The 25,507-nt window shown below is 69.5% G+C and carries 15 protein-coding genes; 6 read left to right on the top strand and 9 right to left on the bottom strand.

The window, feature by feature from the left end; translation table 11 throughout:
• Positions 1-45: 45 nt before the first annotated feature.
• From AB0P41_RS19575 to AB0P41_RS19565, 3 genes are read right to left on the bottom strand one after another with little or no spacing between them, the layout of a single operon-like run.
• A complete protein-coding gene (locus AB0P41_RS19575) occupies positions 46-4,527 on the bottom strand; it encodes a DNA methyltransferase (protein ID WP_365933141.1) in 4,482 nt (1,493 codons plus the stop codon).
• Positions 4,524-7,508 (bottom strand): helicase-related protein, encoded by a 2,985-nt coding sequence (locus AB0P41_RS19570; RefSeq protein ID WP_365933139.1) that lies wholly within the window; start codon positions 7,506-7,508, stop codon positions 4,524-4,526. Before AB0P41_RS19570 ends, AB0P41_RS19575 begins: the two co-directional genes overlap by 4 nt.
• Entirely contained in the window at positions 7,505-12,766 is a 5,262-nt protein-coding gene (locus tag AB0P41_RS19565; RefSeq protein WP_365933137.1) for a DEAD/DEAH box helicase, read from the bottom strand. Before AB0P41_RS19565 ends, AB0P41_RS19570 begins: the two co-directional genes overlap by 4 nt.
• Positions 12,767-12,955: 189 nt before the next feature.
• On the opposite strand from AB0P41_RS19565, the gene AB0P41_RS19560 reads away from it, so the two are divergent.
• Genes AB0P41_RS19560 through tyrS form a run of 3 tightly spaced genes read left to right on the top strand, consistent with a single transcriptional unit; the run spans position 12,956 to position 17,191 of the window.
• Positions 12,956-14,479, top strand: a complete 1,524-nt coding sequence (locus AB0P41_RS19560) for a TldD/PmbA family protein (protein WP_365933135.1) — start codon at positions 12,956-12,958, stop codon at positions 14,477-14,479.
• Positions 14,476-15,870 carry a metallopeptidase TldD-related protein gene (locus tag AB0P41_RS19555; RefSeq protein WP_365933133.1) on the top strand — a complete coding sequence of 465 codons (1,395 nt, stop codon included), beginning with the start codon at positions 14,476-14,478 and terminating at the stop codon, positions 15,868-15,870. The genes AB0P41_RS19560 and AB0P41_RS19555 overlap by 4 nt, the downstream gene beginning before the upstream one ends.
• Positions 15,871-15,922: 52 nt before the next feature.
• The gene (gene tyrS, locus AB0P41_RS19550; protein ID WP_356711864.1) at positions 15,923-17,191 is read left to right on the top strand and encodes a tyrosine--tRNA ligase; all 1,269 of its coding nucleotides are present in this window, start codon (positions 15,923-15,925) and stop codon (positions 17,189-17,191) included.
• 71 nt (positions 17,192-17,262) lie between these two features.
• Here tyrS and AB0P41_RS19545 read toward each other — a convergent pair whose 3' ends face one another.
• The gene (locus AB0P41_RS19545; protein ID WP_356711865.1) at positions 17,263-17,547 is read right to left on the bottom strand and encodes a GlsB/YeaQ/YmgE family stress response membrane protein; all 285 of its coding nucleotides are present in this window, start codon (positions 17,545-17,547) and stop codon (positions 17,263-17,265) included.
• Positions 17,548-17,759: 212 nt separating this feature from the next.
• Between AB0P41_RS19545 and AB0P41_RS19540 the strand changes: the two genes are divergently transcribed.
• Both AB0P41_RS19540 and AB0P41_RS19535 read left to right on the top strand, forming a co-directional pair.
• Positions 17,760-18,140 carry a DUF3099 domain-containing protein gene (locus tag AB0P41_RS19540; RefSeq protein ID WP_356711867.1) on the top strand — a complete coding sequence of 127 codons (381 nt, stop codon included), beginning with the start codon at positions 17,760-17,762 and terminating at the stop codon, positions 18,138-18,140.
• Positions 18,141-18,374: 234 nt separating this feature from the next.
• Entirely contained in the window at positions 18,375-18,623 is a 249-nt protein-coding gene (locus AB0P41_RS19535; RefSeq protein WP_365933130.1) for a hypothetical protein, read from the top strand.
• A gap of 47 nt (positions 18,624-18,670) precedes the next feature.
• On the opposite strand, the gene moaA is transcribed toward AB0P41_RS19535, so the two are convergent.
• The 3 genes from moaA to AB0P41_RS19520 all read right to left on the bottom strand — a co-directional run bounded on the left by moaA (position 18,671) and on the right by AB0P41_RS19520 (position 21,856).
• Positions 18,671-19,660 (bottom strand): GTP 3',8-cyclase MoaA, encoded by a 990-nt coding sequence (moaA, locus tag AB0P41_RS19530; RefSeq protein ID WP_365933129.1) that lies wholly within the window; start codon positions 19,658-19,660, stop codon positions 18,671-18,673.
• 193 nt (positions 19,661-19,853) lie between these two features.
• Complete coding sequence (locus AB0P41_RS19525; protein WP_365933127.1) at positions 19,854-21,497, bottom strand: cation acetate symporter; 1,644 nt, start codon at positions 21,495-21,497, stop codon at positions 19,854-19,856.
• Positions 21,494-21,856 (bottom strand): DUF485 domain-containing protein, encoded by a 363-nt coding sequence (locus tag AB0P41_RS19520; RefSeq protein WP_356711876.1) that lies wholly within the window; start codon positions 21,854-21,856, stop codon positions 21,494-21,496. The genes AB0P41_RS19525 and AB0P41_RS19520 overlap by 4 nt, the downstream gene beginning before the upstream one ends.
• Before the next feature lie 309 nt (positions 21,857-22,165).
• Between AB0P41_RS19520 and AB0P41_RS19515 the strand changes: the two genes are divergently transcribed.
• On the top strand, positions 22,166-23,698 hold the full coding sequence (locus AB0P41_RS19515; RefSeq protein WP_356711878.1) for a S8 family serine peptidase: 1,533 nt from the start codon (positions 22,166-22,168) through the stop codon (positions 23,696-23,698).
• On the opposite strand, the gene AB0P41_RS19510 is transcribed toward AB0P41_RS19515, so the two are convergent.
• Both AB0P41_RS19510 and AB0P41_RS19505 read right to left on the bottom strand, forming a co-directional pair.
• Positions 23,653-24,468 (bottom strand): lysoplasmalogenase, encoded by an 816-nt coding sequence (locus AB0P41_RS19510; protein ID WP_365933125.1) that lies wholly within the window; start codon positions 24,466-24,468, stop codon positions 23,653-23,655. The genes AB0P41_RS19515 and AB0P41_RS19510 overlap by 46 nt on opposite strands.
• The gene (locus AB0P41_RS19505) at positions 24,465-25,355 is read right to left on the bottom strand and encodes a sterol desaturase family protein (RefSeq protein ID WP_356711882.1); all 891 of its coding nucleotides are present in this window, start codon (positions 25,353-25,355) and stop codon (positions 24,465-24,467) included. Before AB0P41_RS19505 ends, AB0P41_RS19510 begins: the two co-directional genes overlap by 4 nt.
• Between the last annotated feature and the right edge of the window lie 152 nt (positions 25,356-25,507).

Raw genomic sequence — 25,507 nt, 5'->3', positions numbered from 1 at the left:
CCCGAATTGTCCGGGGAGCGGCCGCTGCTGCGCTCGGATGCCCAATCACTCCTCGCGTCCGAAGATGTCGAGCTGCACGTCGATTCCCTCGACCTCCTCCAGGCCGAACAGGGCACCCAGCTGACCGCCCGTGACCGGCTTGCTGCTCTTCCTTGTGGGCACGCGCGGAGGCTGCGCAGGCGGGGTGGGCGGAGCCACGCGGGTCAGAGGGCTCGTGCCGGGATCGTGGCGGGGGCCTTGGCCCGGGGGCGGAGCGAGGGACGTGACGTACGGGCCGGCTGTCATCGCCTCGTAGATGCGGATGATCTCGTCCTTGGTGCGCTTGAACAGCTCCGGCTTCCTATTACGGAAGGCCCGGAAGCTGTCCAGGACGAGGTCGAGATCCTGACGCGCGATGCCGTAGAGGTGGAGGTATGCGGCATCCAACTCTGCGCGCATCAGGAAGCGGCGGTCCTCATCCCAGATGAAGGGGGCGCCGTCATCGTCTAGGTAGCTGGCCCACGGTTTCGTTTCGTAGGACGTGTAGGTCAATTCGAGGATGCGGGCGCGAATCCAGGGGGCGGATGCATTGCCGTCCAGCCAGTCAACCGGGTTGGCGTACTCGCCTGGGGCGAGGACAGGGAGCTGCTCCAAATACGTGTATGTCAGGTGCGCACCCTGGATCTTTTGTCGGGCAGCAAAGTCAAGGACACATGAGGAAAGGTTCGCAAGGAAGGCGTCGAGCGGGGGCGTCAGGCTAGTAGGCATGAACAGGGGTTCTGTGTGGCCCACCGCTGTCCGGGGCAGTACAGACGCAATGACCGTCCGCTCGTCCGAAGCACGGCATACATCACGCCAGCCGAGCAGCCAGTTGTGCGGCCACTCCTTCCGTACGTTCGCCAAGTCCTCTGCGAGCCGCACATCGACCTCGGCTTCATGCACCCAATGCCGGGGCAAGGGCAGCGCCGTCGGGTCTTGGTGGGTCTCAGTGCCCAGCCTTGGCAGGGTGCCCTTGTTGATCTGAGCCTGGCTAGCGTTCTCGTAGGTCGCGAACCGCCCATCAAAGTGGTGGACGAACTTGCCCTCGTAGAGTGGCAGGTATCGCTCGTCGCCCTTGGTGAAGACAGTCCCCCTACGGACCCATTCCCCCCTTCTGAGCTGGTCAGCGGAGCGGAAGGACTTCGAGTTGGTGGCCATGTCCAGCATGCGCAGGAAGGGACCCAGTTCCCACTGATTGACTTCTGGCTCGCCAGGAGCCTTGCGCCAGAGAAGCGGAACACGCTTGTGGATCCCCTGAAGCACCCGCAAGTGCTCCGGGCTCTCACACACCGGCGCCGTCCGGCTGTTCGGGTTGATCCGGCGGAATCCCTCCGCATCCAGCGTGAACTCGCGGGCGTCCAGCTGATCCGGGCGGCGGGCCCGGAACGCGAGGCGGACGTGCGCGTACTCGTGGGCCAAGCCGCCGAAGGTGAACAGACAGAAGCGGTACTGGTTATGGACGTCCGCGAAGAGCTTCTCCTCGTTCTCCAGGTCCAGCACCGTGTTCAGCTGCCGCCGCTCCACCAGGTCCGAGAAGAACGCCGACGTCGTCTTGTCCGTCGCGATACCCGTCGGCAGGACCAGCCCCGCCATCCCCTCCGGACCCACCAGCATCCGTGACTTCTCCGCGAACACCGCGTACGTATTGACGTCGCCCTTGCCCGTCAGCGGGAAGATTCCTGAGTCCCGGAGCATGTTCGTCGTGCCCTTGGACTCGCGCTGAGCGGTCAGATACTCCCGGTGCAGCTTCCGGTCGTCCTCGATCACATTCCCGTGTTCATCGACCGACTCCAGAAGACGACCGATCCGGTACTCGCGCTCACTCGCCGTCCCGGCATCCGCGACATACGGGTTCTGCGCGGCGAACCACTCCTTCTTCTGAATCTTCACCCGCTCCCACGGCGGGTTCCCCAGCACACAGTCGAAGCCGCCCTGCCACCCCGTCACCGGATTCGCGTCGGCCGCATCGCGGTCCTCGACCCGGAACACGCGCGGGAACTCCAGGTGCCAGTGGAAGAATCGGTTACGGGCCACAACATCGCGCAGCTCCCGCTCCCCCGCGCTTTCACGCCACTCGCGGTCCTCGTCCGACTCCGGCACCGGGTCTTCGCCCATCGGCGGCAAGGGCTCCGGGATGCCGTCGAGCGCCTCGCCCAGCTCCAGCCGCTTCAGGGTCGACGTCGTAATCGGCGCCGGGGCGTCCTTCCGCTTGGGCCAGATGAAGGCCGCACACCAGGCGTCAGCCACCCGCTTGAGACGTTCCAGCTCCGGGTTGGCCTCGAACTCCTTGTGCCGCTTCGCCAACTCGCGGATGGCAGCGAGCCCCCTGCCTACCGGCTTCGCCGCTGCCTCCTCCGCCGCGACCCGCACCTTTGCGGTGCTCGTGTGGACCGCCGGCTCCCCCAGCTGGCTCTGGACCCAGACCTCAACGCCCTTCAGTTCCTTGCGGTTGCGGTCACGCGCCTCGTTGATCGCCGGGCCTTCGTCACCCTCCAGCTTCTTGAAGGCGTTCTCCGGGATTCCCGCCTCCAGCAGCAGCGGTGTCGTCCCCAGCAGGGCGTTGCCGACCTTGATGCGGTCGTCCAGGAAGGCGAGCGGCTCCCCCGGGTTCAGGGATTCCAGCCACAGGGACACCTTGGCGATCTCTGCGGCGAGCGGGTTGATGTCTACACCGTGGACGCAGGACCGTACGACCTTGCCCATCGCCTCGCGCACCTTGTCCGGTGCGGGCTCCAGCTCGTTGTCGTGCAGCTGGGCATAGCGCAGAGCTATGCGCCGGGCCGCCGCGACCAGGACATGGCCCGAGCCACAGCTGGGATCCACGAAGCGGATCCTGAGGAGGTGATCGGGGATGCCCGACTCGGCGTGGCGCTTGATCACCGGGTCGAGGGCGTTGTCGAGGAGCTTCTCGATGAGCACGGACGGCGTGTAGTACGAGCCGGTCGTCTTCCGCTTGTTCCCGGCAACCAGGTCCTGGAGCCAGAACTCCCGCTTCTCCGGGTCATGGCGCGGGATGAGCTCCAGCAAGGACTCGTAGACACTGCCGAGTTCGTCTGCGCCCAGGTGGCGGTAGTCCACCCGGCTCAGGCGGCCCTGCTTGTCCCGCACTCGGGAGAGAAGCCGTACCGCGTCGAGCAGGTTCTCGTTGGGGAGCTTCGCCGAGCGCAGGGGTTCCGGGCTGCCGGGGAGCAGGGCCAGATGTTCCTCACCGCCGTCTGCTCGGAAGTACAGGCCGCCGAGCTCGGGGAGCGCGAGGGCTTCCAGGCCACCGTCCTGGCCGAGCGCGTCCAGGACGATGCGCACGCCCTCCCACAGGTCGGTGTTGTGGTCGCCCTTCCTGCGTGAGGCGATCCGGCGCAGCCGGGCCGTCGAGAAGTAGCGGGCGTAGCGGGCGCGGGCCCGTTCGAGGGCGTCGATCTGCTTGCGGGAGGCGCCTGCCTCCGACTGCATGAGCAGCGCGTTGCGGTCCTCGGCGACGAAGAGGAAGACCAGCTGGTAGGCGAGTCGGAGCAGCTCGTGGTGGAAGTCGTCCAGGGCGGGCTTGCCGTTACGGGTGAGCGCCTCGCCGAACTTCGGGTTTGCCTGGAGAAAACCCGAGCCGAGGATGCTCAGGGCCTGCTTGACCTGATTGCGGAGGCGGTCCCGGGCGCGGATGCCGGTCTCGATGGAGTAGGCGCGCCACCATTCGAGGCGGCAGTCGGCCGGAGTGAGGACGGTCAGGTCGTCGTCGGCGGCTTCGTCGAGCGTGTCCTCGTCGGTCCCGGCCTCGGCGGTGTCGTTGTCTTCCTCGACCTCGGCGGCCGCGGCTCCGCGCCGCTTCTTCTCCGGCTTCGGCACCAGCTCGAAGCGAGTGGAGTGGAGCATCGCGTAGAGCAGCAGGAAGTCGGCGAACTGGTCGCCGCCGAAGATCGCTTCGAGGTTGAACTCGACGTACGCGGAGCCGACGAGTGCGGTCGAGTCGCGCAGGACGCGCAGGACCCTGCCGTTGGAAAGGAGGGCCCACAGGTGCTCGTCGGAGACGTTGAGGAGTTCCTGGACCATGGACTGTGGTGCGCGGTCGGTGCCGATGCCTCGGTCGAGGTCGGTGTTCCAGCCCAGGAGGTGGACGGGCAGGTGCTGCTGCCACTGGTGGCTCACCCCGTACGGGTCGGGTCGCCCCGGCACACGAATGCGCTCGCGCTTGGGCACGGTGGTGAGGCCCGCGTAGCCGAGCTCGTCGAGGAGGACCCCGAGCCATTCCTTGACCGTGACCTTTGCCGGGTCGGTGTTGTCGCCGAGCTCGTCGAGCTGGTCCTGGAAGGTCGCGTACGTGGCCTTGAGGTACTCCCACTTGCGGCTGGCTGCGTCTTCGACCCGTACACCGCGCGGCAGACGGTAGTCGGCGGGGGCAGCTCCGGGGAGCTCCCGGTCACCGAAGCGGATCTTGTTGATGAGGTCGGCGGAGAGCAGCGCTCCTTCGACGCGTACGGCTGTGCTCGCCGGAAGGTGGTCGGGGGCGAGAGTGGTCACCTGGATCCTCCGGGACGCTTGACGTACACGTACACACCGAGCAGGTCGGGTTCACCCGCGGGCTCGGCGGTGATGCGGCGGGCGGCTGCCGCACCACGTGCCCGGCCCCGCTCGCCGGCTGCCTCGCGTACGCGTTGGTGGGCGGCTTCGAGGCGGCGGGCGACCTGATCACCGTGGGCGGTCAGGTGGTCCTCGACCTCTTTGAGTTCCTCCAGGGCACGGGTGATCTGCTGGCCGCGCATCGACTGGTTGGTGTTGCGGTCGGGGGCGGCGAGGAGCAGTTGGGCGGTCTCCTCGTCGGTGAGCCATTCCCGCTTGCCCTCGGGGTCGTTGCGCCACGCCAGCAGCTGGGCGTCCTCGGCGACCAGTTCGCGCAGGGCCTCGGTGGTACGCCCGGTGCGGCGGCCGGGGAGGGTGAGGCGGAAACGGTAGCGGACCAGGAGAAGGACGGTGCGGTGGGCGACGTCGGGGGTGCGGATGACGCCGAGCCGACGGGCCGGACGGTCGTTCTCGCTCAGGCCCGGGTCGAGGGCCGAGTCCAGGGCGTAACGGGCGACGGCGCGTACCGCGGGGTCCGTACGGAACAGGGCGTGCGCCCCGGCCGGGACGGGGAGGTCTTGGTGGAAGACCAGGTTGTCCGCTGCCGGTTTGCGGCTCTTGGCCTTGGCCGTACGGGCCGTGGCCTGGGCGGCGCCGGGTCCGAGGGCCTGGTCGGCGTCCTCGTAGATGCCCAGGGCGTGGCGCAGACCGCGGGGCAGAGCTGCTGTCGGCGCGGTGAAACCGGTGGAGCGTGCGTCGGGGCGTACCGGGGAGCCGAGGGCCTTCAGCGTCTCGCGGGTGAACTCCGCGATGTCGGCGGGGTCGCCGAGGGCCTGGCGCAGAGCATCGAGTTCGGCCTTGACCTCGTCGGGGTGAAGACCACTCTGGGCGAATTTGGTCGGGACCTTCGACTCGCGCTCGGCCGCGCTCTCCCACTCGGTGTCGAGCTGTTGGCGTGCGAGGCCGAAGAGTTCGCTCGAGTCGAAGTCGAGAGCGAGCTGTCCGTCGCCCGCGCCCTCGCGGCCCCTGAGCAGGAGAGCCTTGGACAGCGCCTGCAGCACTCCGGCTCCACCGTCGGGGACCGGGACGATGACGCCCACCTGTTCGGCGATCTCCCGGTGCTTGCGGATGAGTACGTCCAGGACGAGGCCGTCGATCCCGGTGTCCGTGTCGTACATGGTGAGGGCGCGGACGTTTTCGCGGGACTGGCCGAAGCGGTCGACGCGGCCTTCGCGCTGTTCGTGCCGGGCGGGGTTCCAGGAGAGGTCGTAGTGGACGACGGCGCCGAAGTGCTCTTGGAGGTTGACTCCTTCGGAGAGGCAGTCGGTGGCGACCAGGACATGCCGGCCGCGCTTGGCGGTGAGTTCGTCGATGCGTGCCTGGCGGGCGTCGGGGTGGAGCATTCCGGTGACGGCGTCGACGTGGGCGCTGCGGCCGAGCGCTTCGGCGAGGTGCTGGGCGACGTACTCGGCGGTGGGGATGTAACGGCAGAAGACGATGGGGTCGTATCCGTCGACGAGGAGGCCCTTCACCGCGTCGATGAGGAAGGCCAGCTTGGTGTCGTGCTCCGGACCGGCCAGCGAGGCGGCGCGGTCGGCGAACTTCTTCAGCTGGCGGCTGCCGCCTCGAGTGGTGGTCTCCCCGTCGTCGACGTCTTCGAGGAGGGAGCCGGGTACGGCATCGAGTCCTTCGCCCGTTTCGTCATCGGTGAGTTCGAGGACCGCCTTGCGCCCGATGCGCTCGGCCTCGTCGGAGGTGCGTGCCGCGGCGACAGCAGCACGCACCTTGAGGGTCTCTGCCGCCGCGGCCGGCGAGGAGAGCACACAGCGCAGCAGGGCGAGGACGGACCACCAGGTGAGGCGCTGCTGCAAGGCGCCGTCGGGACGGCGGACCTGCTCGCGGGCGAAGGCGAGGACGTCGGCGACGAAGCGGGCGTACTCGGTGCCCAGCTGGTAGGGGGCCGGGCGCAGTTTTCGGTCGCGCGGAAAGGGGGTGTCCTCATCGAGGTAGCGCCGGATGTCGCGGCGGCGGCGCTGCACGAAGTGGCGGGCGAGCCGGTCGCGGTGGGCCGGCACGGTCGGGTCGAGCTCCTGGAGGCCGGGGTCGAGCAGGCTGGTGAGCTTGGCGAAGGCCTGGGCGTCGCCGCTGTGCGGCGTGGCGGTGACCAGGACCAGGTGACGGCTCTCGTCCTGGGCGAGCGCGCGAAGGAGTTCGTAGCGCTGCTGGTGGCCGGTGCCCGCTCCGACGCAGGTGTGCGCCTCGTCGACGATCAACAGGTCCGGGCAGGTGCGGCGGAATGCCTCACGGCGGTCGGGCTGCTTGATGAAGTCGGTGGAGACGATCGTGCAGGGGTAGCGCTCGAAGAGTGTCTGGCCGGGTTCGACGCCCTTTTGCAGACGGGCGGCGGTGGAGGGAAGGACCAGCTCCGCCTCCATCCCGAACTTCTCCCGCAGCTCGGACTGCCACTGCTCGGCGAGGGAGGGCGAGCAGAGCACCGACATGCTGGTGGCCGAGCCCTGTTCGAGGAGTTCCTTCGCGATGAGCGCGGCCTCGATGGTCTTGCCGATACCGACGTCGTCACCGATGAGGAGACGCACGGTGTCCATCCGCAGGGCCATCATCAGCGGGACCAGCTGGTACTGGCGCGGCTGGACGGCGATGGAGGCAAGGCTGCGGAAGGGCCCCGCACCATGAGTCGCGGCGATCCGCAGGGCCGTGCGCAGAAGTCCGGCCGACGCGAAGTCGCCGATCTCGCCCTCTGCCGCACGCGGTCGGCCGAAGCCGGGTTCCTTGATCTCGTACGGGAAGAGCGCGGTGATGAACTCACGGTCACCGTCGAGGGGCTGGGCGATCACGAGATCGTCGGACGCACCGGGCAGGACTACCCAGTCCCGCCCGCGGGCCGATACGAGATCGCCGGGGGCGCGGTCGGCGGCCGTCATCGGATGCTCCGTCCGGGGCCGAATACATCCGGGTGTGCGCGCACAGTGCTTTCCCATTCCTCGGTGTCGGCGCCGGCCCTGATCACGAGCCAGCCGTCGTCGATGAGCCGGTACTCGGCCGGCTTGTCCAGGTGCCGACCGGCCGCCGTGTCCAGGTAGACCGCGACATCCGCGCCGGGCAGGCGGTAGACGATGTCGGGATGGACGGGGGCGCCGGTCTGCTCCGTGTGTGTCTCATCGGGCAACCGGTGCCCCGAGCGGTCGAGCCACCCCACGAAGTCGGCCACCGGCCCCTGGGCACTCTCGGTCGCCCGCTCCAGCGCCCGGGCCCGCTGGGCTGCCGGAGTGGTCTGCCGCTCGCCCCTGGTGGTGGCCGCGGCGAGTCTCAGCAACAGCGGGACAGCGGTGTGCCGGTCGATACGGGTGTGGAAACGCTGGTTGCTGTAGGAGAGAAGGCAGTCGTAGCAGCCGAGCTCACACCGCTCGGGAGCGCCCTCGGCCCTGTCCTCGTCCTCGCCGCTGTCCGGGTTCACGTGAATGATCTTCAGCGCCGCACGGGCGACTTCGGCCAGAGCTCCCGGATCGTCGTGCAGCAGCCGCAGAACCCCTGCGCCGCCCTCCGCACCCTCGACGAAGAGCATCCGGCCACGCAGGTCCTCGTCGGGGAGGTCCTGACTGTCCAGCTCGGAGTCCTCCAGCTGGTAGCGAGCTTCTATACCGCGCTCAAGGGCATATCTGAGCGTGATGGCGATCTTCTCGTCGACCGGTTCGGCCAGTCTCAGTACGGCGATGTTCTTACGGTCCTCGACGTACGGAATGACCTGGAGCGCACGGTCCGCGGACGAAAACGCGCCCAACGCCTCGTCCTCTGCTGACGCCTCCTGTGCTTCGTTCACCTTCTTGGCACTGAGCCACCTTCCCTGTACCGGGTCGAGCCAGAATCCGCGGTCGCCGGGATGCTTGCGCTTGCGGCGGCCGATGTTGAAGACGCGGACGCGTGCGGTGTCGCCGTAGCTCACGCCGAGGACCGGCCCGTGGGTATCGGCGGAGACGGCGTCCAGCCGGCCGGCCGACTGGGAGAACTGATAACCCGTCAGGAGCTCGAAGCCGGATTTGAGGCGTTCCTCCTCGTCGGAGGAGATACGTCGTACCGGCGAGGCCTGGACGGTGGTCAGGACCATCGTCCGGCTCAGGGTGAGAGTGAGCGGGACGTGGCAGTCGTCACACTGGTCCGCGCCCTCGGAACGGTCGTACCAGGTGCCACAACTGCCACAGATCCGCACATCGCTGGTGGCGACCTGGCCGGGGGCGGAGCCCGTCGGGACCTGTACGCGGTCGACCGCGTACCGCTGCCCCTCGTGATAGATGAGTGCTCCGGGGCCGAACTCGGAGATGGCGATGAAGCGTGGACGCTGGATGTACGCACCGTTCTTCTGGCCATACCTACCCTCACCCCGCTGACCGGGAATGTAGGCGGCCAGCGGCAGGCGCGGGAAGGAGTAGCCGGGGAGAAACCCTTCCGAAGCGAAATAGCGGTAGGTGTAGAAGTCGCTGAAGGACTCCTCGCTGTCCTCGTTGCGCAGCAGCTTCAGCCGGCTCTCGGCCTCGGCGCGGCGGGCCTGTGCCCGGCGCCGGGACTTCGGGTCGACGGTGAGGTCTCCGGCGGTGCGATGCTGCTCCTCGCGTTCGGTGAGCGCTGAGCGGTAAAGGCGGCGCCAGCGCTCGCAGTCGTCGTCGAACCGGCGCGGCGCCGACCGTACGACGTCCTCGATCCAGCCGTCGTACCACCAGGTGGTGCGCTCCTCCAGATCGACCAGCAGAGGTCCCAGAACCTCGGCCGCCCTCGCGATGGCACGACGGCGGGCCGTCTCGCTGTCGAGCTGGTTACGCATCGCTTCGGTGAGCCGCAGAGGCACCGGTTCGCCGGGGGCCGCAGGAGTCTCCGCGTCCAGGAAATCGGTCATACGGGATTCGAGGGAGGCGCCTGTCTCGGCCAGCCAGATGGCATGGACGTGCGAGCGCAGCAGCTCCTCGTTGGCGAGGTCGAGACGGGGCGGTGTGACGCTGCCCGCGACCATCAGCTCGGGGCGACGGAAGTAGTACTGGTCGTGGGCGCTGCCTGTCGAACAGTACGTGGTGACCAGGGCAGGCTGTCCGGACCGTCCCGCGCGGCCGGAGCGCTGGGCGTAGTTGGCCGGAGTAGGCGGGGCGTTACGCATGGCCACCGCGTTCAAGGTGGCGATGTCCACGCCGAGTTCCATCGTCGGTGAGCAGTAGAGCAGGCTCAGCTCGCCCTCTCTGAATGCCTCCTCACGGATCTCACGTAGAGCCGAGGGAACCTGAGCGGTGTGCTCACGGGCTTCCAGGCCGATTAGTTCGGCCGCGCTGTCCCGGTAGAGGTCACGGAAGTAGGTATTGACGTGCGGCTCGGCGTCCGGGTCACTGACCTTCCGCAACGGGTCGGGCTCGGGGGTGGACCCGTCTCCGGGAAGCCAACGCAGCGCGGCGGACCTGACCTGGTGCCCCCGCGAACCGTCACGCTCCTCACGGACGACCGCGACCAGACCGTGGGTCTCCAGCACCTGGAGCAAGCTACGGATGACTGCGTCGGCATCCGCGACCGACATACGCCGACCGGCGAGGCCGGCAATGTCTCCGAACTGGCCGGGCCGGCGCAGGAAGCGTCCGTACGCTCCGAGACCACTGAGGTAGATGGCCTCGCCCGACGGGGCTCCCTTGGGTCCGCTGCCGGGGAACGCGACGCGCGAGGGAACGCGGGGTTCCTTCGTGGGCAACGCCCACACGCCGAGCAGGTGCCCCTCGGACAGTCGCTGAAGCTGGTCGAAGCCCTCCTGGGTGAGCAGCGGATCGTCCACGGCGAGCGACCGGCGGAGCTCGTCCAGCAGCACGCGGGCCAGGTGGGCACGATGTTCGGGCGAGTCGCCGGTGAGGGCTGGATGCGCACCCTGCCAGCACTCCTCATCGGCAGCGATCTCCGTGAGATCGGTGTAGCCGAAGCGGAGAAGCCCGGTTTGGGTGAGGTTGGGCATGGTGATGCGCCAGCCACGCTCCAGGTCTGCGTGGACCCGGTAGGCCAGGACGGTACGCAGCGCGGACCGCGCTGACTCCCGCTGACTGTATTTGGCACCCGGGTTGCGCGCGAATGCCTCCATGGGCAGGCCGAGCGCCTTCTCGACCGCCTGTGGCAGCACATCGTGCCGCAGCCCTTCGGGGCCTGCGGCGGCCAGAGCCCGGTAGAGCGCCCCGCGGATCTGGGTCACCTGGGCGAAGTCATTGAAGTGTCCGGCTTGGAGGCTGGCGTCCTGTCGGTTGTCGACGAAGGTCAGCAGTTTGCGGGCCCGCTCGTCGATGTCCTGCTGTGCGCGCAGGGAACGCACCACGCTGGCACTGATCAGGGAGACGGCCGAGCTGCGGCCCTCGGCGGCGAATGTCGCCAGCTTGACGAAGTCCCTGGCACGCAGCTGCTCATGGCTGACGCGGCAGCGCAGGCAGAACCGGAACGGAGCTCCGATCCACCAGGCGCGCAGCCCGTGCTCGCCTGAGGTCAGGAGAGTGCCGTCCGGAGCGACCCTGACCTCACGCGGCACGTCCCCCGACCGCGCCTGTACGACGGTCCTGGTGCCGTCTTCCGACGTTTCCACCCAGCTGTCGGGAAGACGGGACAGCCGCTGCTCGCTCTCGGTGGGCCACGGCTGCTCCTGGCTGACGTACAGATAACCGTCCGCAGCCTCGGCCGGGGCCTCCGGGTCCCGACGTGCGGTGAGGCGTGGCCCGGCCGGGCCCTCCTCCCGGGTCACCACCAGGTAGTCGTGTCCGCAGTCGCGGCAGAATGCCAGAGGAATCAGCGGTTTTTCCCGGTGCTCAGGCACGCTGACCTGGTACTGGCTGGTCAGGTGGCGCTGCCCGGCAGGTTCGAAGCTGGTGTAGACCGTGTCGCCTTTGGAGAGAAACTGGTGCAGCCGGAAGGCGAACAGCGGGCGCCGATGCTGCGGGTGCCGCGCCTCGGCGCCCGCCCGGAGAATCGCCTCGATGGCAGCTCTGCACAGGTCCTCGGGCTGCCCGCTCGCCTTGGCGAGTGCATGGCCAGCGTAGGGCACGGTGACAGGTGTCCGGCGCACAAGCCGCCCGCCGGACTTCTTGTCCTCCACCAGACCGAAGGAGTCCTCCACCCACACAGCGAGCGGGTCGGTCTGGAGGATCCTGTAGTCGCGTGGCAGCGCGTGGGGCTCCTCGGCTGCACGGCGTACAGCCTCGCCCAGGGCCGAGCGCCGTTCGCGGGCGGAGCCGCCGGATGAAGCACCGGGGTCCGTGGCGCGCTCGAGCGTCTCACCGATCACCCGCTCCGGGCGGACCACGGTACCGAAGAGGCTGGTGGCAACATCCGCAACCTTCGACTGTGCTTCGCCGAACGTGGCAGCACTGGCCATGGTCGCGGAGGTGCCGATGCACTGGAGCTCCGGAGCCGCGCAGGCGTCCCGCAGTCTCCGTACCAGCAGTGCGACGTCGGCTCCCTGTCGGCCGCGATACGTGTGCAGCTCGTCCAACGCAAGGAAACGCAGGCCCTGAGCAGCTCCGATCAGCTCTTCGCGCTCTTGGGGGCGGGTCAGCAGGTACTCCAGCATGACGTAGTTCGTCAGCAGGATGTCCGGCTTGGCGCGCAGGACCGCAGCCTTCTTCTCTCGGTCCTCCTGCCCGGTGTAGCGGGCGAAGGTCACCTTCCGGTCGGTTTCCGGAATGCCCCACTGCAGGTAGCGTGCCAGCTCGTGCTGCTGACTGTTGGCGAGGGCGTTCATGGGATAGACGACGATGGCGGAGATGCCATCAGGGTTGGGGCGGCGCAGCACCGCGTCAACGACGGGAAGAATATAGGCCAGGCTCTTTCCGGAACCCGTTCCTGTCGTCAGAACATAGGAATCCCCGGAGGCGGCCGCTTCAATGGCTTCTCGCTGGTGGCGGTGAAGGGTGAGCGTCCGGGAGCCGGGATCGTTCTCGTGCTCCTTGGAGCGGAAGTAACGGCGGCACCCATGATGCAGGAGACCTTCGTCGACGAGCTCAGCGACGGTTCCCCCGCTACGGAAACTGGGGTTGAGCGAAATGCGCGGGTCCGGCCAGCGGGCCTTGCGGTTTCGCTCCTCGTCGAGGTGCCGTTGGATATCTCGGTCCCGCACGCCGACCAGCGAGCTGGTGAAAGCGTCATAGTCCGTGATGAGTCTCTGGTGGACCCCGAAAACATCCATCGTCGCGCGTGCTCCCCATTACCTGCCGTGATGCGCGGCCCTGCCGACATCACTGCCGGCCCCCCGGCCATCGGTGACGATCAGCCTACTGCCGCACGACACCCTCGGGACCCGGGAAACGTGTGGCCGACCGGAGCCGTGCCGTTGCATGGTTCACTCCGGTGTACTCAGAGAGAAGGAGAGCCCTTCGTGGCCCACGAGGTAGATCAGTCGTTCCTGGCCCTGCCGCTGCGTGCCCTCGCCGACGCGGCTCTCGCCCGCGCCCGTGCGCTCGGCGCCGTACACGCGGACTTCAGGTTCGAGCGGGTGCGCGGTGCCTCCTGGCGGCTGCGGGACGCCCGGCCGTCCGGGACGTCGGACACCACCGACACCGGGTACGCGGTCCGGGTGGTGCACGGCGGGGCCTGGGGGTTCGCGTCCGGGGTGGACCTGACGATGGACGCGGCGGCGAAGGTGGCCTCGCAGGCGGTCGCCATGGCCAAGCTGTCCGCGAAGGTGATCGCGGCGGCCGGTTCCGACGAGCGTGTGGAGCTGGCCGACGAGCCGGTGCACGGCGAGCGGACCTGGGTGTCGGCGTACGACGTCGACCCGTTCTCCGTGCCGGACGAGGAGAAGGCCGGGCTGCTCTTGGAGTGGAGTGCGCGGCTGCTGGCGGCCGACGGAGTCGCGCATGTGGACGCCTCGCTGATGACGGTCCACGAGAACAAGTTCTACGCGGACACGGCCGGTACCGTCACCACCCAGCAGCGGGTGCGGGTGCATCCGCAGCTGACCGCCGTGGCCGTGGACGGCACGACCGGCGAGTTCGACTCGATGCGGACGATCGCTCCGCCGGTGGGCCGGGGCTGGGAGTACCTCACGGGCACCGGGTGGGACTGGGACGCGGAGCTGGAGCGCATTCCGGGGCTGCTGGCCGAGAAGATGCGGGCGCCGAGCGTCGAGGCGGGGACGTACGACCTGGTGGTCGACCCGTCCAATCTCTGGCTGACCATCCACGAGTCGATCGGCCACGCGACCGAGCTGGACCGGGCGCTGGGCTACGAGGCGGCGTACGCGGGCACCTCGTTCGCGACCTTCGACCAGCTGGGGAAGCTGACGTACGGCTCCCCCGTGATGAACGTGACCGGTGACCGCACCGCCGAGCACGGGCTCGCGACGGTCGGCTACGACGACGAGGGCGTCGAGGCCCAGTCCTGGGACCTGGTCAAGGACGGAACGCTGGTCGGTTACCAGACGGACCGGCGGATCGCGAAGCTGACGGGCCTGGGCCGGTCCAACGGGTGCGCGTACGCCGACTCCCCCGAGCACGTCCCCGTGCAGCGCATGGCCAACGTGTCGCTGCAGCCGGATCCGGGCGGGCTCTCCACCGAGGACCTGATCGGCGGGGTGGAGCGCGGGATCTACGTGGTCGGCGACCGGTCCTGGTCGATCGACATGCAGAGGTACAACTTCCAGTTCACCGGGCAGCGGTTCTTCAGGATCGAGAACGGCAGGCTGGCGGGCCAGCTGCGGGACGTGGCCTACCAGGCGACGACGACGGACTTCTGGGGCTCGATGGAGAAGGTCGGCGGCCCGCAGACCTACGTCCTGGGCGGCGCGTTCAACTGCGGCAAGGCCCAGCCGGGCCAGGTCGCGGCCGTCTCGCACGGCTGCCCGTCCGCCCTCTTCCGAGGCGTGAACATCCTCAACACGACGCAGGAGGCCGGGCGATGAGCCGCGTCAGCAAGCCGTACGAGATCGTCGAGCGCGCGCTGGAGCTGTCCACCGCCGACGGCTGCGTGGTCGTCGCGGACGAGAGCTCCTCCGCCAATCTGCGCTGGGCCGGCAACGCGCTCACCACGAACGGGGTGACGCGGGGGCGGACCCTGACCGTGATCGCGACCGTGGACGGCGCGGAGGGGACGGCGTCGGGTGTGGTGTCCCGTTCGGCCGTCACGAGGGACGACCTGGAACCGCTGGTGCGGGCCGCCGAGGCCGCCGCGCGTGGTGCCGGTCCGGCCGAGGACGCGCAGCCGCTGGTGTCCGGGGTGCCGGTGTCCGCCGACTTCACGGAGCCGCCGGCCGAGACCGGCTCCGCCGTCTTCGACGGCTTCGCCCCGGCGCTCGGCGACGCCTTCGCGCGGGCCCGCTCGGGCGGCCGTGAGCTGTACGGCTTCGCCCACCACCAGCTGAACTCGACGTATCTGGGTACGTCGACGGGGCTGCGGCTGCGCCACGACCAGCCGAACGGGACGCTGGAGCTGAACGCCAAGTCCCCGGACCGGACCCGTTCAGCCTGGGCGGGCCGGGCCACGCGCGACTTCAAGGACGTCGACCCGGCGGCCCTGGACGCGGAGCTGGCGCGGCGCCTCGGGTGGGCGGAGCGCAGGATCGAGCTGCCGGCCGGGCGCTACGAGACGCTGCTGCCGCCGACCGCGGTCGCGGACCTGCTGATCTACCAGTACTGGTCGGCGGGCGCGCGGGACGCCGCGGAGGGCCGGACGGTCTTCTCCCGGCCCGGAGGCGGTACGAGGATCGGCGAGACGCTGTCCGAGCTGCCGCTGACCCTGCGCAGTGATCCGCACGCGCCGGGCCTGGAGTCGGCCCCCTTCGTGATCGCGCACGCGTCGGGGGACGGGGCTTCGGTCTTCGACAACGGGTTGCCGCTGGCCCCGACCGAATGGATCAAGGACGGCAGGCTGGAGCGGCTGACCACGACCCGTCATTCCGCGGGGCTGACGGGCCTGCCGGTCGCCCCCTCGATGGACAACCTCGTCCTGGAGGGCGGCGGCGAGCGGTCCCTGGAGGAGATGGTGGCCGCGACGACCGGCCGCACCCTGCTGCTGACCTGCCTCTGGTACATCCGGGAGGTGGACCCGGCCTCCCTGCTGCTGACCGGCCTGACCAGGGACGGGGTGTATCTGGTGGAGGACGGCGAGGTCCTCGGCGAGGTGAACAACTTCCGGTTCAACGAGTCGCCGGTCGGGCTGCTGTCCCGGGCGTCGGAGGCGGGCCGTACGGAGAGGACCCTGCCGCGCGAGTGGGGCGACTACTTCACCCGGGCCGCGATGCCCGCGCTGCGCGTCCCCGACTTCCATATGAGCTCGGTCAGCCGGGGCGTATGACCCCCATAGACTGACCGGACAACCAATCGAACCCCGCAAGGAGAAAACGACCGTGACGGACATCGTCGACGAGCTGAAGTGGCGCGGGCTGTTCGCCCAGTCCACCGACGAGGACGCACTGCGCAAGGCTCTCGCGGACGGCCCGGTCACCTTCTATTGCGGCTTCGACCCGACCGCGGCGAGTCTGCACGTGGGCCATCTGGTGCAGGTGCTCACCATGCGGCGGCTCCAGCTCGCCGGCCTGAAGCCGCTCGCCCTGGTCGGCGGGGCGACCGGCCAGATCGGTGACCCACGGCCGACCGCGGAGCGCACGCTGAACGACCCGGAGACCATCGCCGCGTGGGTCCAGCGGCTGCGCGGGCAGATCGAGCCCTTCCTCACCTTCGAGGGCCCGAACGCCGCCACGATGGTGAACAACCTGGACTGGACCGCGGGCCTGTCCGCGATCGAGTTCCTCCGGGACATCGGCAAGCACTTCCGGGTCAACAAGATGCTCACCAAGGACTCGGTGGCCCGCCGGCTGGAGTCCCAGGAGGGCATCAGCTACACGGAGTTCAGCTACCAGCTCCTCCAGGGCATGGACTACCTGGAGCTGTACCGGCGCTACGGCTGCACCCTCCAGCAGGGCGGCAGCGACCAGTGGGGCAACCTCACGGCCGGGATCGACCTGATCCACCGCCTGGAGCCGGGTGCCGCCGTACACGCACTGGCGACGCCGCTGATGGTGAAGGCCGACGGCACCAAGTTCGGCAAGTCCGAGAGCGGAGCCGTCTGGCTCGACCCGGAGATGACGACGCCGTACGCGTTCTACCAGTTCTGGCTGAACGTGGACGACCGGGATATCTCGACGTACATGCGCATCCTCAGCTTCAAGAGCCGTGAGGAGCTCGACGAGCTGGAGAAGCTCACCGAGGAGCGTCCTCAGGCACGTTCGGCGCAGCGGTCGCTGGCCGAGGAGCTGACGACGCTGGTGCACGGCGGCGAGCAGTGCGCGGCGGTCATCGCGGCGTCGAAGGCGCTGTTCGGCCAGGGTGAGCTCGGCGAGCTGGACGAGGCGACGCTGAGCGCCGCCCTGTCCGAGGTGCCGCACGCCCGGGTCACCGAGCTGGGCCCGGTGGTGGACCTCCTGGTCGAGGTCGGGCTCTCCGCCAGCAAGTCGGCCGCCCGCCGCACGGTCAAGGAGGGCGGGGCCTACGTGAACAACGCGAAGGTCACCGACGGCGAGAGCGCGCCGGCCCACGAGGAGCTGCTGCACGGTCGCTGGCTGGTCCTGCGCCGGGGCAAGAAGAATCTGGCCGCCGTGGAGGTCACCGCCGGCTGAGTCCGGCGAGCACGGCACCGCGGCCGGTCACGCTTCACGCGTGACCGGCCGCGGTGCTGTGTCTTACGGGATCAGGCTCGCCGGCTCCTGCCCCGTTTGCCCCGGATCGACTGCCAGAGCATGTCTCCGACACCGACGACGACCACGGCACCGATCAGCTGCAGCACGTGGCGGATCCAGTCGATGCCCTTGGTGTCGTTGACACCGATCCAGGTGGCGACGGCGTTGCCGAGGATGCTGCCGAGGATGCCGAACACCACCGTCAGCCAGAGAGGGATGTCCTGCTTACCGGGCAGGATCGCCCGGGCGATGACACCCAGCACCAGCCCTACGATGATTGCCCACAACCAGCTCATATCGCCTCCTCGTGCGGCGCGGTGTGCGCACGTTCGCCCAGTCTCGGTCGGCCGGACGTACGCCGCATGCCGGACAGGGCCGTACGTGGGACCGCGGGCCGGAGCCGGGCGTACGGGGCTCGCCCCGGTCTCGAAGGAGGCGGGCGCCGGGCGTACCGTAGGAGCGCACCGTCCGGGGAAGTCCGGCACAGAGATCTGGTGGTGGAATCACGATGCGGAAGCAGAGCGGTACGGAGGTCTTCCGGATCACCGGTGCCCGTCAGGGGCTTGCCGACGATGTGCGGGGCAGACAGCGGCGCTACATCATCTCGATGTCCGTGCGCACCGTCTCCGTGGTGCTGGCCACGACCCTGTGGAACGTCGAGAGGCATGTGGCCGTGGTGGCGCTCGCGCTGGGTGTCCTGCTTCCCTATGTCGCGGTGGTCATCGCCAACGCCGGCCGTGAGAACGCCCCTTCGCTCCCCACGACGTTCGTGCCCGCGCCGATGCGGCCGGTTCTCGGCGCGGCTCCCGTGGCCGGCGCCGCCGAGCCCGCTCCGGAGCCGGTCACGGATCCCGGGCCGGCCGGCGGCGGTCCGCGGCCTGCGGGCTGAGCGGAAGGGCTCCGCCAAGCTCGCTCCGCGGAAGCTCAAGAAAAGCTCAGTTCAATCATGCCGTTCCGGTGCACCGGACCCTGACCCCCGTGGCATACTTCGGATGCGCTCCGCATCCCCCGTCGGAGCGACGGACCGACGCCGGGCAGCTCCCCCCGTGGCTGCCCGGCGTCGCCATTCTCCGGCGGGGATGCGTCGCGAAGGCCCCGCGCGGGAGCCCTTAGGGTTGAGGCCGTGAACCTCCCCGAGACTTCCGCCGAGAGCGCCTCCGGCGCACCGGTCTGCTCCGCCAAGGGCTGCCGCGCCGACGCCGTATGGGTGCTCGCCTGGAACAATCCCAAGCTGCACACCCCGGAGCGCCGCAAGACCTGGCTGGCCTGCGAGGAGCACCGGGAGCACCTCTCGTCGTTCCTCGGTGTGCGCGGCTTCCTCAAGGACGTCGTGACGCTCGCGGAGTGGGAGTCCTCAGAGGCCGCCGGGTGACCTCGGGCCTGGCGTGGCCCGCCCGGTCCGGGTCACCCGGCAGCCTCTCAGCCGCCGATCGCCGACATGGGCCGGTCGGGCTGGAGGAAGGTCGGGTCGTCGAGGCCGGAGCCCGCCTTCTTGCCCCACATCGCGAGCTTCCAGATCCTGGCGATCTCCTCGTCCGGCGCGTCGGACCGCAGTGCGCCGCGCAGGTCGGTCTCCTCGCGGGCGAAGAGGCAGGTGCGGACCTGTCCGTCGGCGGTGAGCCGGGTGCGGTCGCAGGCTCCGCAGAAGGGCCTGGTCACGGAGGCGATGACGCCGACGCGGTGCGGGCCGCCGTCCACGGTCCAGCGCTCGGCGGGGGCCGATCCGCGCTCCTCGTCGCCCTCGGCGGTGAGGGTGAAGCGCGTGCGCAGCGAGGTGAGGATGTCGCCCGCCGTGATCATGCCGTCGCGCTTCCAGCCGTGCTGGGCGTCGAGCGGCATCTGCTCGATGAAGCGGAGCTCGTAGGCGTTGTCCACGGCCCAGGCGAGCAGGTCGGGGGCCTCGTCCTCGTTGAGCCCGGGCATGAGGACGGAGTTGACCTTGACGGGGGTGAGTCCGGCCTCGCGTGCGGCCTCGAGCCCTTCCAGCACGTCCTGGTGCCGGTCGCGGCGGGTGAGCGTCTTGAAGACGTCCGGGCGCAGGGTGTCCAGGGAGACGTTGACCCGGTCGAGGCCCGCCGTCTTCAGGGCCGCCGCGGTGCGCTTGAGCCCGATGCCGTTGGTGGTGAGCGACATCCGGGGCCGGGGCTCCAGGGCGGCGCACTGCTCGACGATGGAGACCAGCCCGGGCCGCAGCAAGGGCTCGCCGCCGGTGAAGCGGACCTCCGTGATACCGAGCTCGGTGACGGCGATCCGGATGAGCCGGACGATCTCGTCGTCGCTGAGCAGCTCGGTCTTGGAGAGCCACTGCAGGCCTTCTTCGGGCATGCAGTACGTACAGCGGAGATTGCACTTGTCGGTCAGTGAGACACGCAGGTCGGTGGCGACCCGCCCGTAGGTGTCGATGAGCACTGTGGGCCCCCTCCCCCGGCGATGTCCGCGGATGCGGTCTGACACCACCGAGACTACGCGAGGCCTGTGACATCGCGGGGGCTCGGTTGACACGAGGTGCGGCAGGGCCCCGTCGTAGGTCTGTACGACGGGGCCCCGCCGCAGGTCTCCGGGACGGGGCCCCGCCGGGGCGTGGCCGGTGCGGCAGGGCCGGTCAGTGGGCTCCGGTGCCGGTGAGGGACTTGACCTCGAGTTCGGCGTACTTGCCCCTGTCCGGCTCCTCCTTGGAGACCACCGAGCCGACCCAGCCGAGGAGGAAGCCCAGCGGGATGGAGATGAGGCCCGGGTTCTCCAGGGGGAACCAGGCGAAGTCCACGTCCGGGAACATCGAGCTGGCCTTCCCCGAGACGACCGGGGAGAACAGCACCAGCAGGACGGACGAGGCGAGGCCGCCGTAGATGGACCAGAGGGCGCCCTGGGTGGTGAAGCGCTTCCAGAAGAGGCTGTAGAGGATGGTCGGCAGGTTGGCCGACGCGGCGACGGCGAAGGCGAGGGCGACGAGTCCCGCGACGTTCAGGTCGCGTGCCATCGCACCGAGGCCGATGGAGACGACGCCGATCGCGACGGTGGCCCACCGGGCGGCGCGCATCTCCTCCTTCTCGGTGGCCTTCCCCCTGCGGATGACGTTGGCGTAGATGTCGTGGGCGAAGGAGGACGAGGAGGCGAGGGTGAGCCCCGCGACGACGGCGAGGATCGTCGCGAAGGCGACGGCGGAGATGACGGCGAGCATGACGGCGCCGCCGGTGGTGCCGAGTCCGCCGAGGTACTCGGCTAGCTGGGGTGCCGCCGCGTTGCCCGCCGGGTTCTTCGCCTTGATCTCCTCGGGTCCGATGAGGGCCGCGGCGCCGAAGCCGAGGGCGATCGTCATCAGGTAGAAGGCGCCGATGATGCCGATGGCCCAGTTCACGGACTTACGGGCGGCCTTGGCGGTCGGGACGGTGTAGAAGCGGATCAGGATGTGCGGGAGACCGGCGGTGCCGAGGACGAGCGCGATGCCGAGCGAGATGAAGTCCAGCTTGGACACGTCGGTGACGCCGTACTTGAGGCCGGGCTCCAGGAACGCCGAGCCGTGGCCGCTCTTCTCCGCGGCGGTGCCGAGGAGGTCGGAGACGTTGAAGTCGAACTTCCACAGCACCATCAGGGTCATCAGCAGGGCGCCCGCGATGAGCAGCACGGCCTTGACCATCTGCACCCAGGTGGTGCCCTTCATGCCGCCGATGGTGACGTAGAGGATCATGAGCACGCCGACCAGCGCCACGATGAGGATCTTGCCCGCGTCGCTGGTGATGCCGAGCAGCAGGGCGACGAGTACGCCGGCGCCCGCCATCTGGGCCAGCAGGTAGAAGATCGACACGACGATGGTGGACACGCCCGCGGCGGTACGCACCGGCCGTTGCCGCATGCGGTAGGCGAGGACGTCGCCCATGGTGTAGCGGCCCGAGTTGCGCAGCGGTTCGGCGACGAGCAGCAGGGCGACGAGCCAGGCGACGAGGAAGCCGATGGAGTAGAGGAAGCCGTCGTAGCCGAAGAGCGCGATGGCACCGGCGATACCGAGGAAGGACGCCGCCGACATGTAGTCGCCGGAGACGGCGAGGCCGTTCTGGAAGGCGGTGAACTGCCGTCCGCCCGCGTAGAAGTCCGACGCGCTCTTGGTCTGCCGGCCGGCCCAGACGGTGATGCCGAGGGTCGCCGCGACGAAGACCGCGAAGAGGGTGATGATCAGCGGCCGGTGCTCGCTCGTCGACGACGTCTCCGCGGCGAGCTGGATCACGGCGTGCGAGGTGTGGGCGGCGCTCATGCGTCGGCCTCCAGACGGGACTTGATGGCCGCCGCCTGCGGGTCGAGCTTGTTCGTGGCGTGGCGCGAGTAGAACCAGGCGATGAGGAACGTGGTGGCGAACTGGGCGAGGCCGAACACGAAGGCGACGTTGAAGTTCGCGAAGACGATCTTGCTCATGAAGTCGTCGGCATAGCTGGACAGCAGCACGTACAGCAGGTACCAGGCGATGAAGCCGACGGTCAGCGGAAAGGCGAAGGAGCGGTGGGAGCGGCGCAGTTCGGCGAACTCCGGGCTGTTCTGCTCCTCGATGAACGCCTCGGTCGTGGGCTGGACGGGACCGCCCTCAGGGGTCTGGGGCGGCGGTGCTTCGGTGGCCACGGATTCTCCTCGCGACGCGGGTGCGGTGGTGGGAACGGTGGATTTCACGGGAAGTCCTCTGCGCTTTCGGCCGGCGGGGGCTGCTCGCACGACTCCCTGTGCAACGGCACGGAGAGCGCGGCGAGGCGGTTCACCGCAGGTTCTGTCTTCTCGGGCCGGCTCCCACGCACGCGACTCCCAGAGGTCACACCTCGAACTCACTTGCCCGTATTCATTGATACGCCGGGAAGATCAGCGATAGCTTCACTCGTCATGTACCGGACGGACACACCGGTGTCCGGCCCACGGCACGGATGATGTGGAGAACCCATGGCTCATCTGGCATCCAGACGGACTCGCGTACTCACGCTGCCCGTCGGACTCGCGCTCACGGCCTCGCTCGGCTTCCTCCCGACGGGGACCGCGGCCGCGGCACCCGCGGACGAGCCTGCGGCGACGGTTCGAACGGACGGCCCCGAGCTGTCGTACGTCGTGAACACGCGGGCTGGTCACGGCACGGTCAAGCAGGTGCGGAAGGCGATATCCGCGGCCGGCGGCACCGTCGTGACGTCGTACGACAAGATAGGCGTCATCGTCGTCCACTCGCAGAACCCGGACTTCGGCGCGACGATACGCAAGGCCAGGGGCGTCCAGTCGGCGGGCGCCACCCGCACCAGCCCCATCGCTCCGGCGGCGACGAAGGACATCGGGGTCGAGCAGCCCCTCACCGCGGCGGCGGCGCGGGCGGCGTCGGCGGACGCAGTGGCGGGGCAGGACCCGCTGGAGCCGCTGCAGTGGGACCTGCCGGCCATCAAGGCGGACCAGGCGCACAAGAAGTCGCTCGGCAGCAGCAAGGTCACGGTCGGCGTCATCGACACCGGCGTGGACGACACGCACCCGGACCTGGCCCCGAACTTCGACCGCGCGGCGTCGGTGAACTGTGTGTCCGGCGCCCCCGACACCACGGACGGCGCCTGGCGGCCCGCGGCCGGCGAGAGCGACCACGGCACGCACGTCGCGGGCACCATAGCCGCGGCGAAGAACGGCACCGGCGTCACCGGCGTCGCGCCCGGCGTGAAGGTCTCCGGTATCAAGGTGTCCACGCCGGCCGGGTTCTTCTACACGGAGGCCGTCGTCTGCGGCTTCGTCTGGGCCGCCGAGCACGGCGTCGACGTGACGAACAGCAGCTACTACACCGACCCGTGGCTCTTCAACTGCAAGAACGACCCCGACCAGGGCGCCCTGGTGGAGGCGGTCACCCGCGCCACCCGTTACGCCGAGGGCAAGGGCGTCGTGAACGTCGCCGCGGCCGGCAACTCCGACCACGACCTGGCCCTCGACGCCATCGAGGACACGACGAGCCCCAACGACTCGACGACGGTCACCCGCACGGTCGACCCGAGCGCCTGCCCCGACATCCCGACCATGCTGCCGGGTGTCGTGACGGTCTCCGCGACCGGTGCGAAGAACCTCAAGTCCTCCTACTCGAACTACGGTCTCGGAGTCATCGACGTGGCTGCCCCCGGCGGTGACTCGACGCGCTACCAGGCGCCCGACGCACCGGCGGACAACGGTCTGATCCTGTCCACGCTGCCCGGCGGCGGATTCGGCTACAAGGCCGGTACGTCCATGGCGTCCCCGCACGTCGCGGGTGTCGCGGCCCTGATCAAGTCGACCCACCCGCGCGCCTCGGCGGGCGCGGTGAAGGCGCTGCTGACGCTCCAGGCCGACGCCACCGCGTGCGGAGCGCCGTACGACATCGACGGTGACGGCACCGTCGACGCGGTCTGCGAAGGCGGCAAGCAGTACAACGGCTTCTACGGAGCCGGCGTCGTGGACGCGCTGGACGCGGTCCGCTGGTAACAACGCATGAGGGAGGGGCCGGGGGCAGCTGTCCCCGGCCCCTCCCGCGCGTGGCTACGGAGTGATGAGGACCTTGAGCGCCGTGCGCTCGTCCATCGCCTTGTAGCCGCCCGGCACCCCGTCCGGACCCACCGAGAGGCATCCGCCGTTCCGCCGAGCGCCCCCCTGGTGAGCAGGTACTGCGCGGCCAGATAGGTCAGCATGATCCAGAAGTCGTGGGCGGGGAGCTGCGGCCGGCCGGCGATGCCGGTGGCGATGAGCGCGTCGGAGAGCAGGAAGAGCGCGCCGCCGAGCGCGGCGTACCGGCCGAGCGCGCCGGCCCGCCAGGCCATGGCCGCGAGGAGCAGGCTGTATCCGGTCAGCGGGATCCGGAGCTCGCCCGGCAGCCCGGTCCAGAGGTAGGCGAGGAAGGCCACGAGGACGGCGGCGTACGCGAGTCCCGCGGCCGGACGGAGCCGGGCACGGCCGAAGAGCAGGAGATAGCAGACGTGGCCCGCGGCGAAGCAGGCCATCCCTGCGAGGAAGGCGGCCTCCGAGTCGGGCAACAGCAGCACGTCCCCGGCCCAGCCGCACAGCAGGGCGGCGACGAGCAGCCGGGGACCGCCGCGCGCCGCCGCGCAGGCGGCGAGCAGGGGCATCAGCAGCGGTTTGGCGACGAGGTGCGCGGTCTGCGCCCCGGCCAGGAGTCCGGCCAGGTCGACGGCGGCCACCGCGAGGAAGGCGACGAGCAGCGGGCGCACGAGCCGGGGCGCACCCGCGCGGGGCGTCATCCGGTGCGCTCGGCGGCGGGGCGCGGCTTCACGGTCGCGGCGGCGTCCGCGGGGCGCGACGGCTGCCAGCCCGGCCCGCGGAAGATCCGTCCGGCCCGTTCGCCCCAGGTGGTGGCCGCCCGTACGTCCCGGGCGATGGCGGCGTACTCATGGGTGGCGACGCGGAGCGGGTTGTGGGTGGCGATGTTCTTGGTGAGCCCGAAGACGGGCCGCTCGGTCTCGGCGGTGAAGGAGCCGAAGAGCCGGTCCCAGACGATCAGGATCCCGCCGAAGTTCCGGTCGAGGTATCCGCCCTGGGAGGCGTGGTGGACCCGGTGGTGCGAGGGGGTGTTGAGGACGAACTCGAAGGGCCGGGGCAGCTTGTCGATCCGTTCGGTGTGCACCCAGAACTGGTAGACGAGGTTCGCCGACGAGCAGAAGGCGAGCGCGGCCGGGTGGACCCCGCAGGCGATGAGCGGGACGTAGAACGGCCAGACGGTCAGCGAGGTCCAGGGCTGGCGCAGCGCCGTCGTGAGGTTGAACTTCCGGCTGGAGTGGTGGACCACGTGGCAGGCCCAGAGGATCCGGATGACGTGGTGGCCCCGGTGGGACCAGTAGTAGAAGAAGTCCTGGGCGAGCAGCATCAGAAGGACCGTCCACCACAGGACGGGGACGCGCAGCGGTGTCAGCTCGTAGACGGCCGCGTAGATCGCGACGATGGGTATCTTCCACAGCAGGTCGAAGACCAGGCTGCCGAGTCCCATGGTGACGCTGGTGGCGGCGTCCTTGGCGTCGTACCCGGCGGCGTCCTCGTCCGGGTGGAGCCGGTGGAGTGCCATTTCGAGGACGGTGAGCAGGACGAAGGCCGGGATCGACCACAGCACGACATCGGGCAGGTTCGGCTCCATGCGAGCACCGTAGAGCCCGGCGAGGTGCCGGGCATAGACGTTGTTACCGACAAGTATGTGAGACGTGGCGTCATCAGGATTTGGCGGGTTCCGCCAACTCCCCCGTCGTAGGATCTCCGGCACGCGCGCCGTCGAGGGGGAGGAACGCACGT

This window comes from Streptomyces sp. NPDC079167, from assembly GCF_040686735.1.
Taxonomy (GTDB): Bacteria; Actinomycetota; Actinomycetes; order Streptomycetales; family Streptomycetaceae; genus Streptomyces.
The sequence above is the reverse complement of the archived record's forward strand: the minus strand, read 5'-3'. Positions and strand labels throughout refer to the sequence as shown.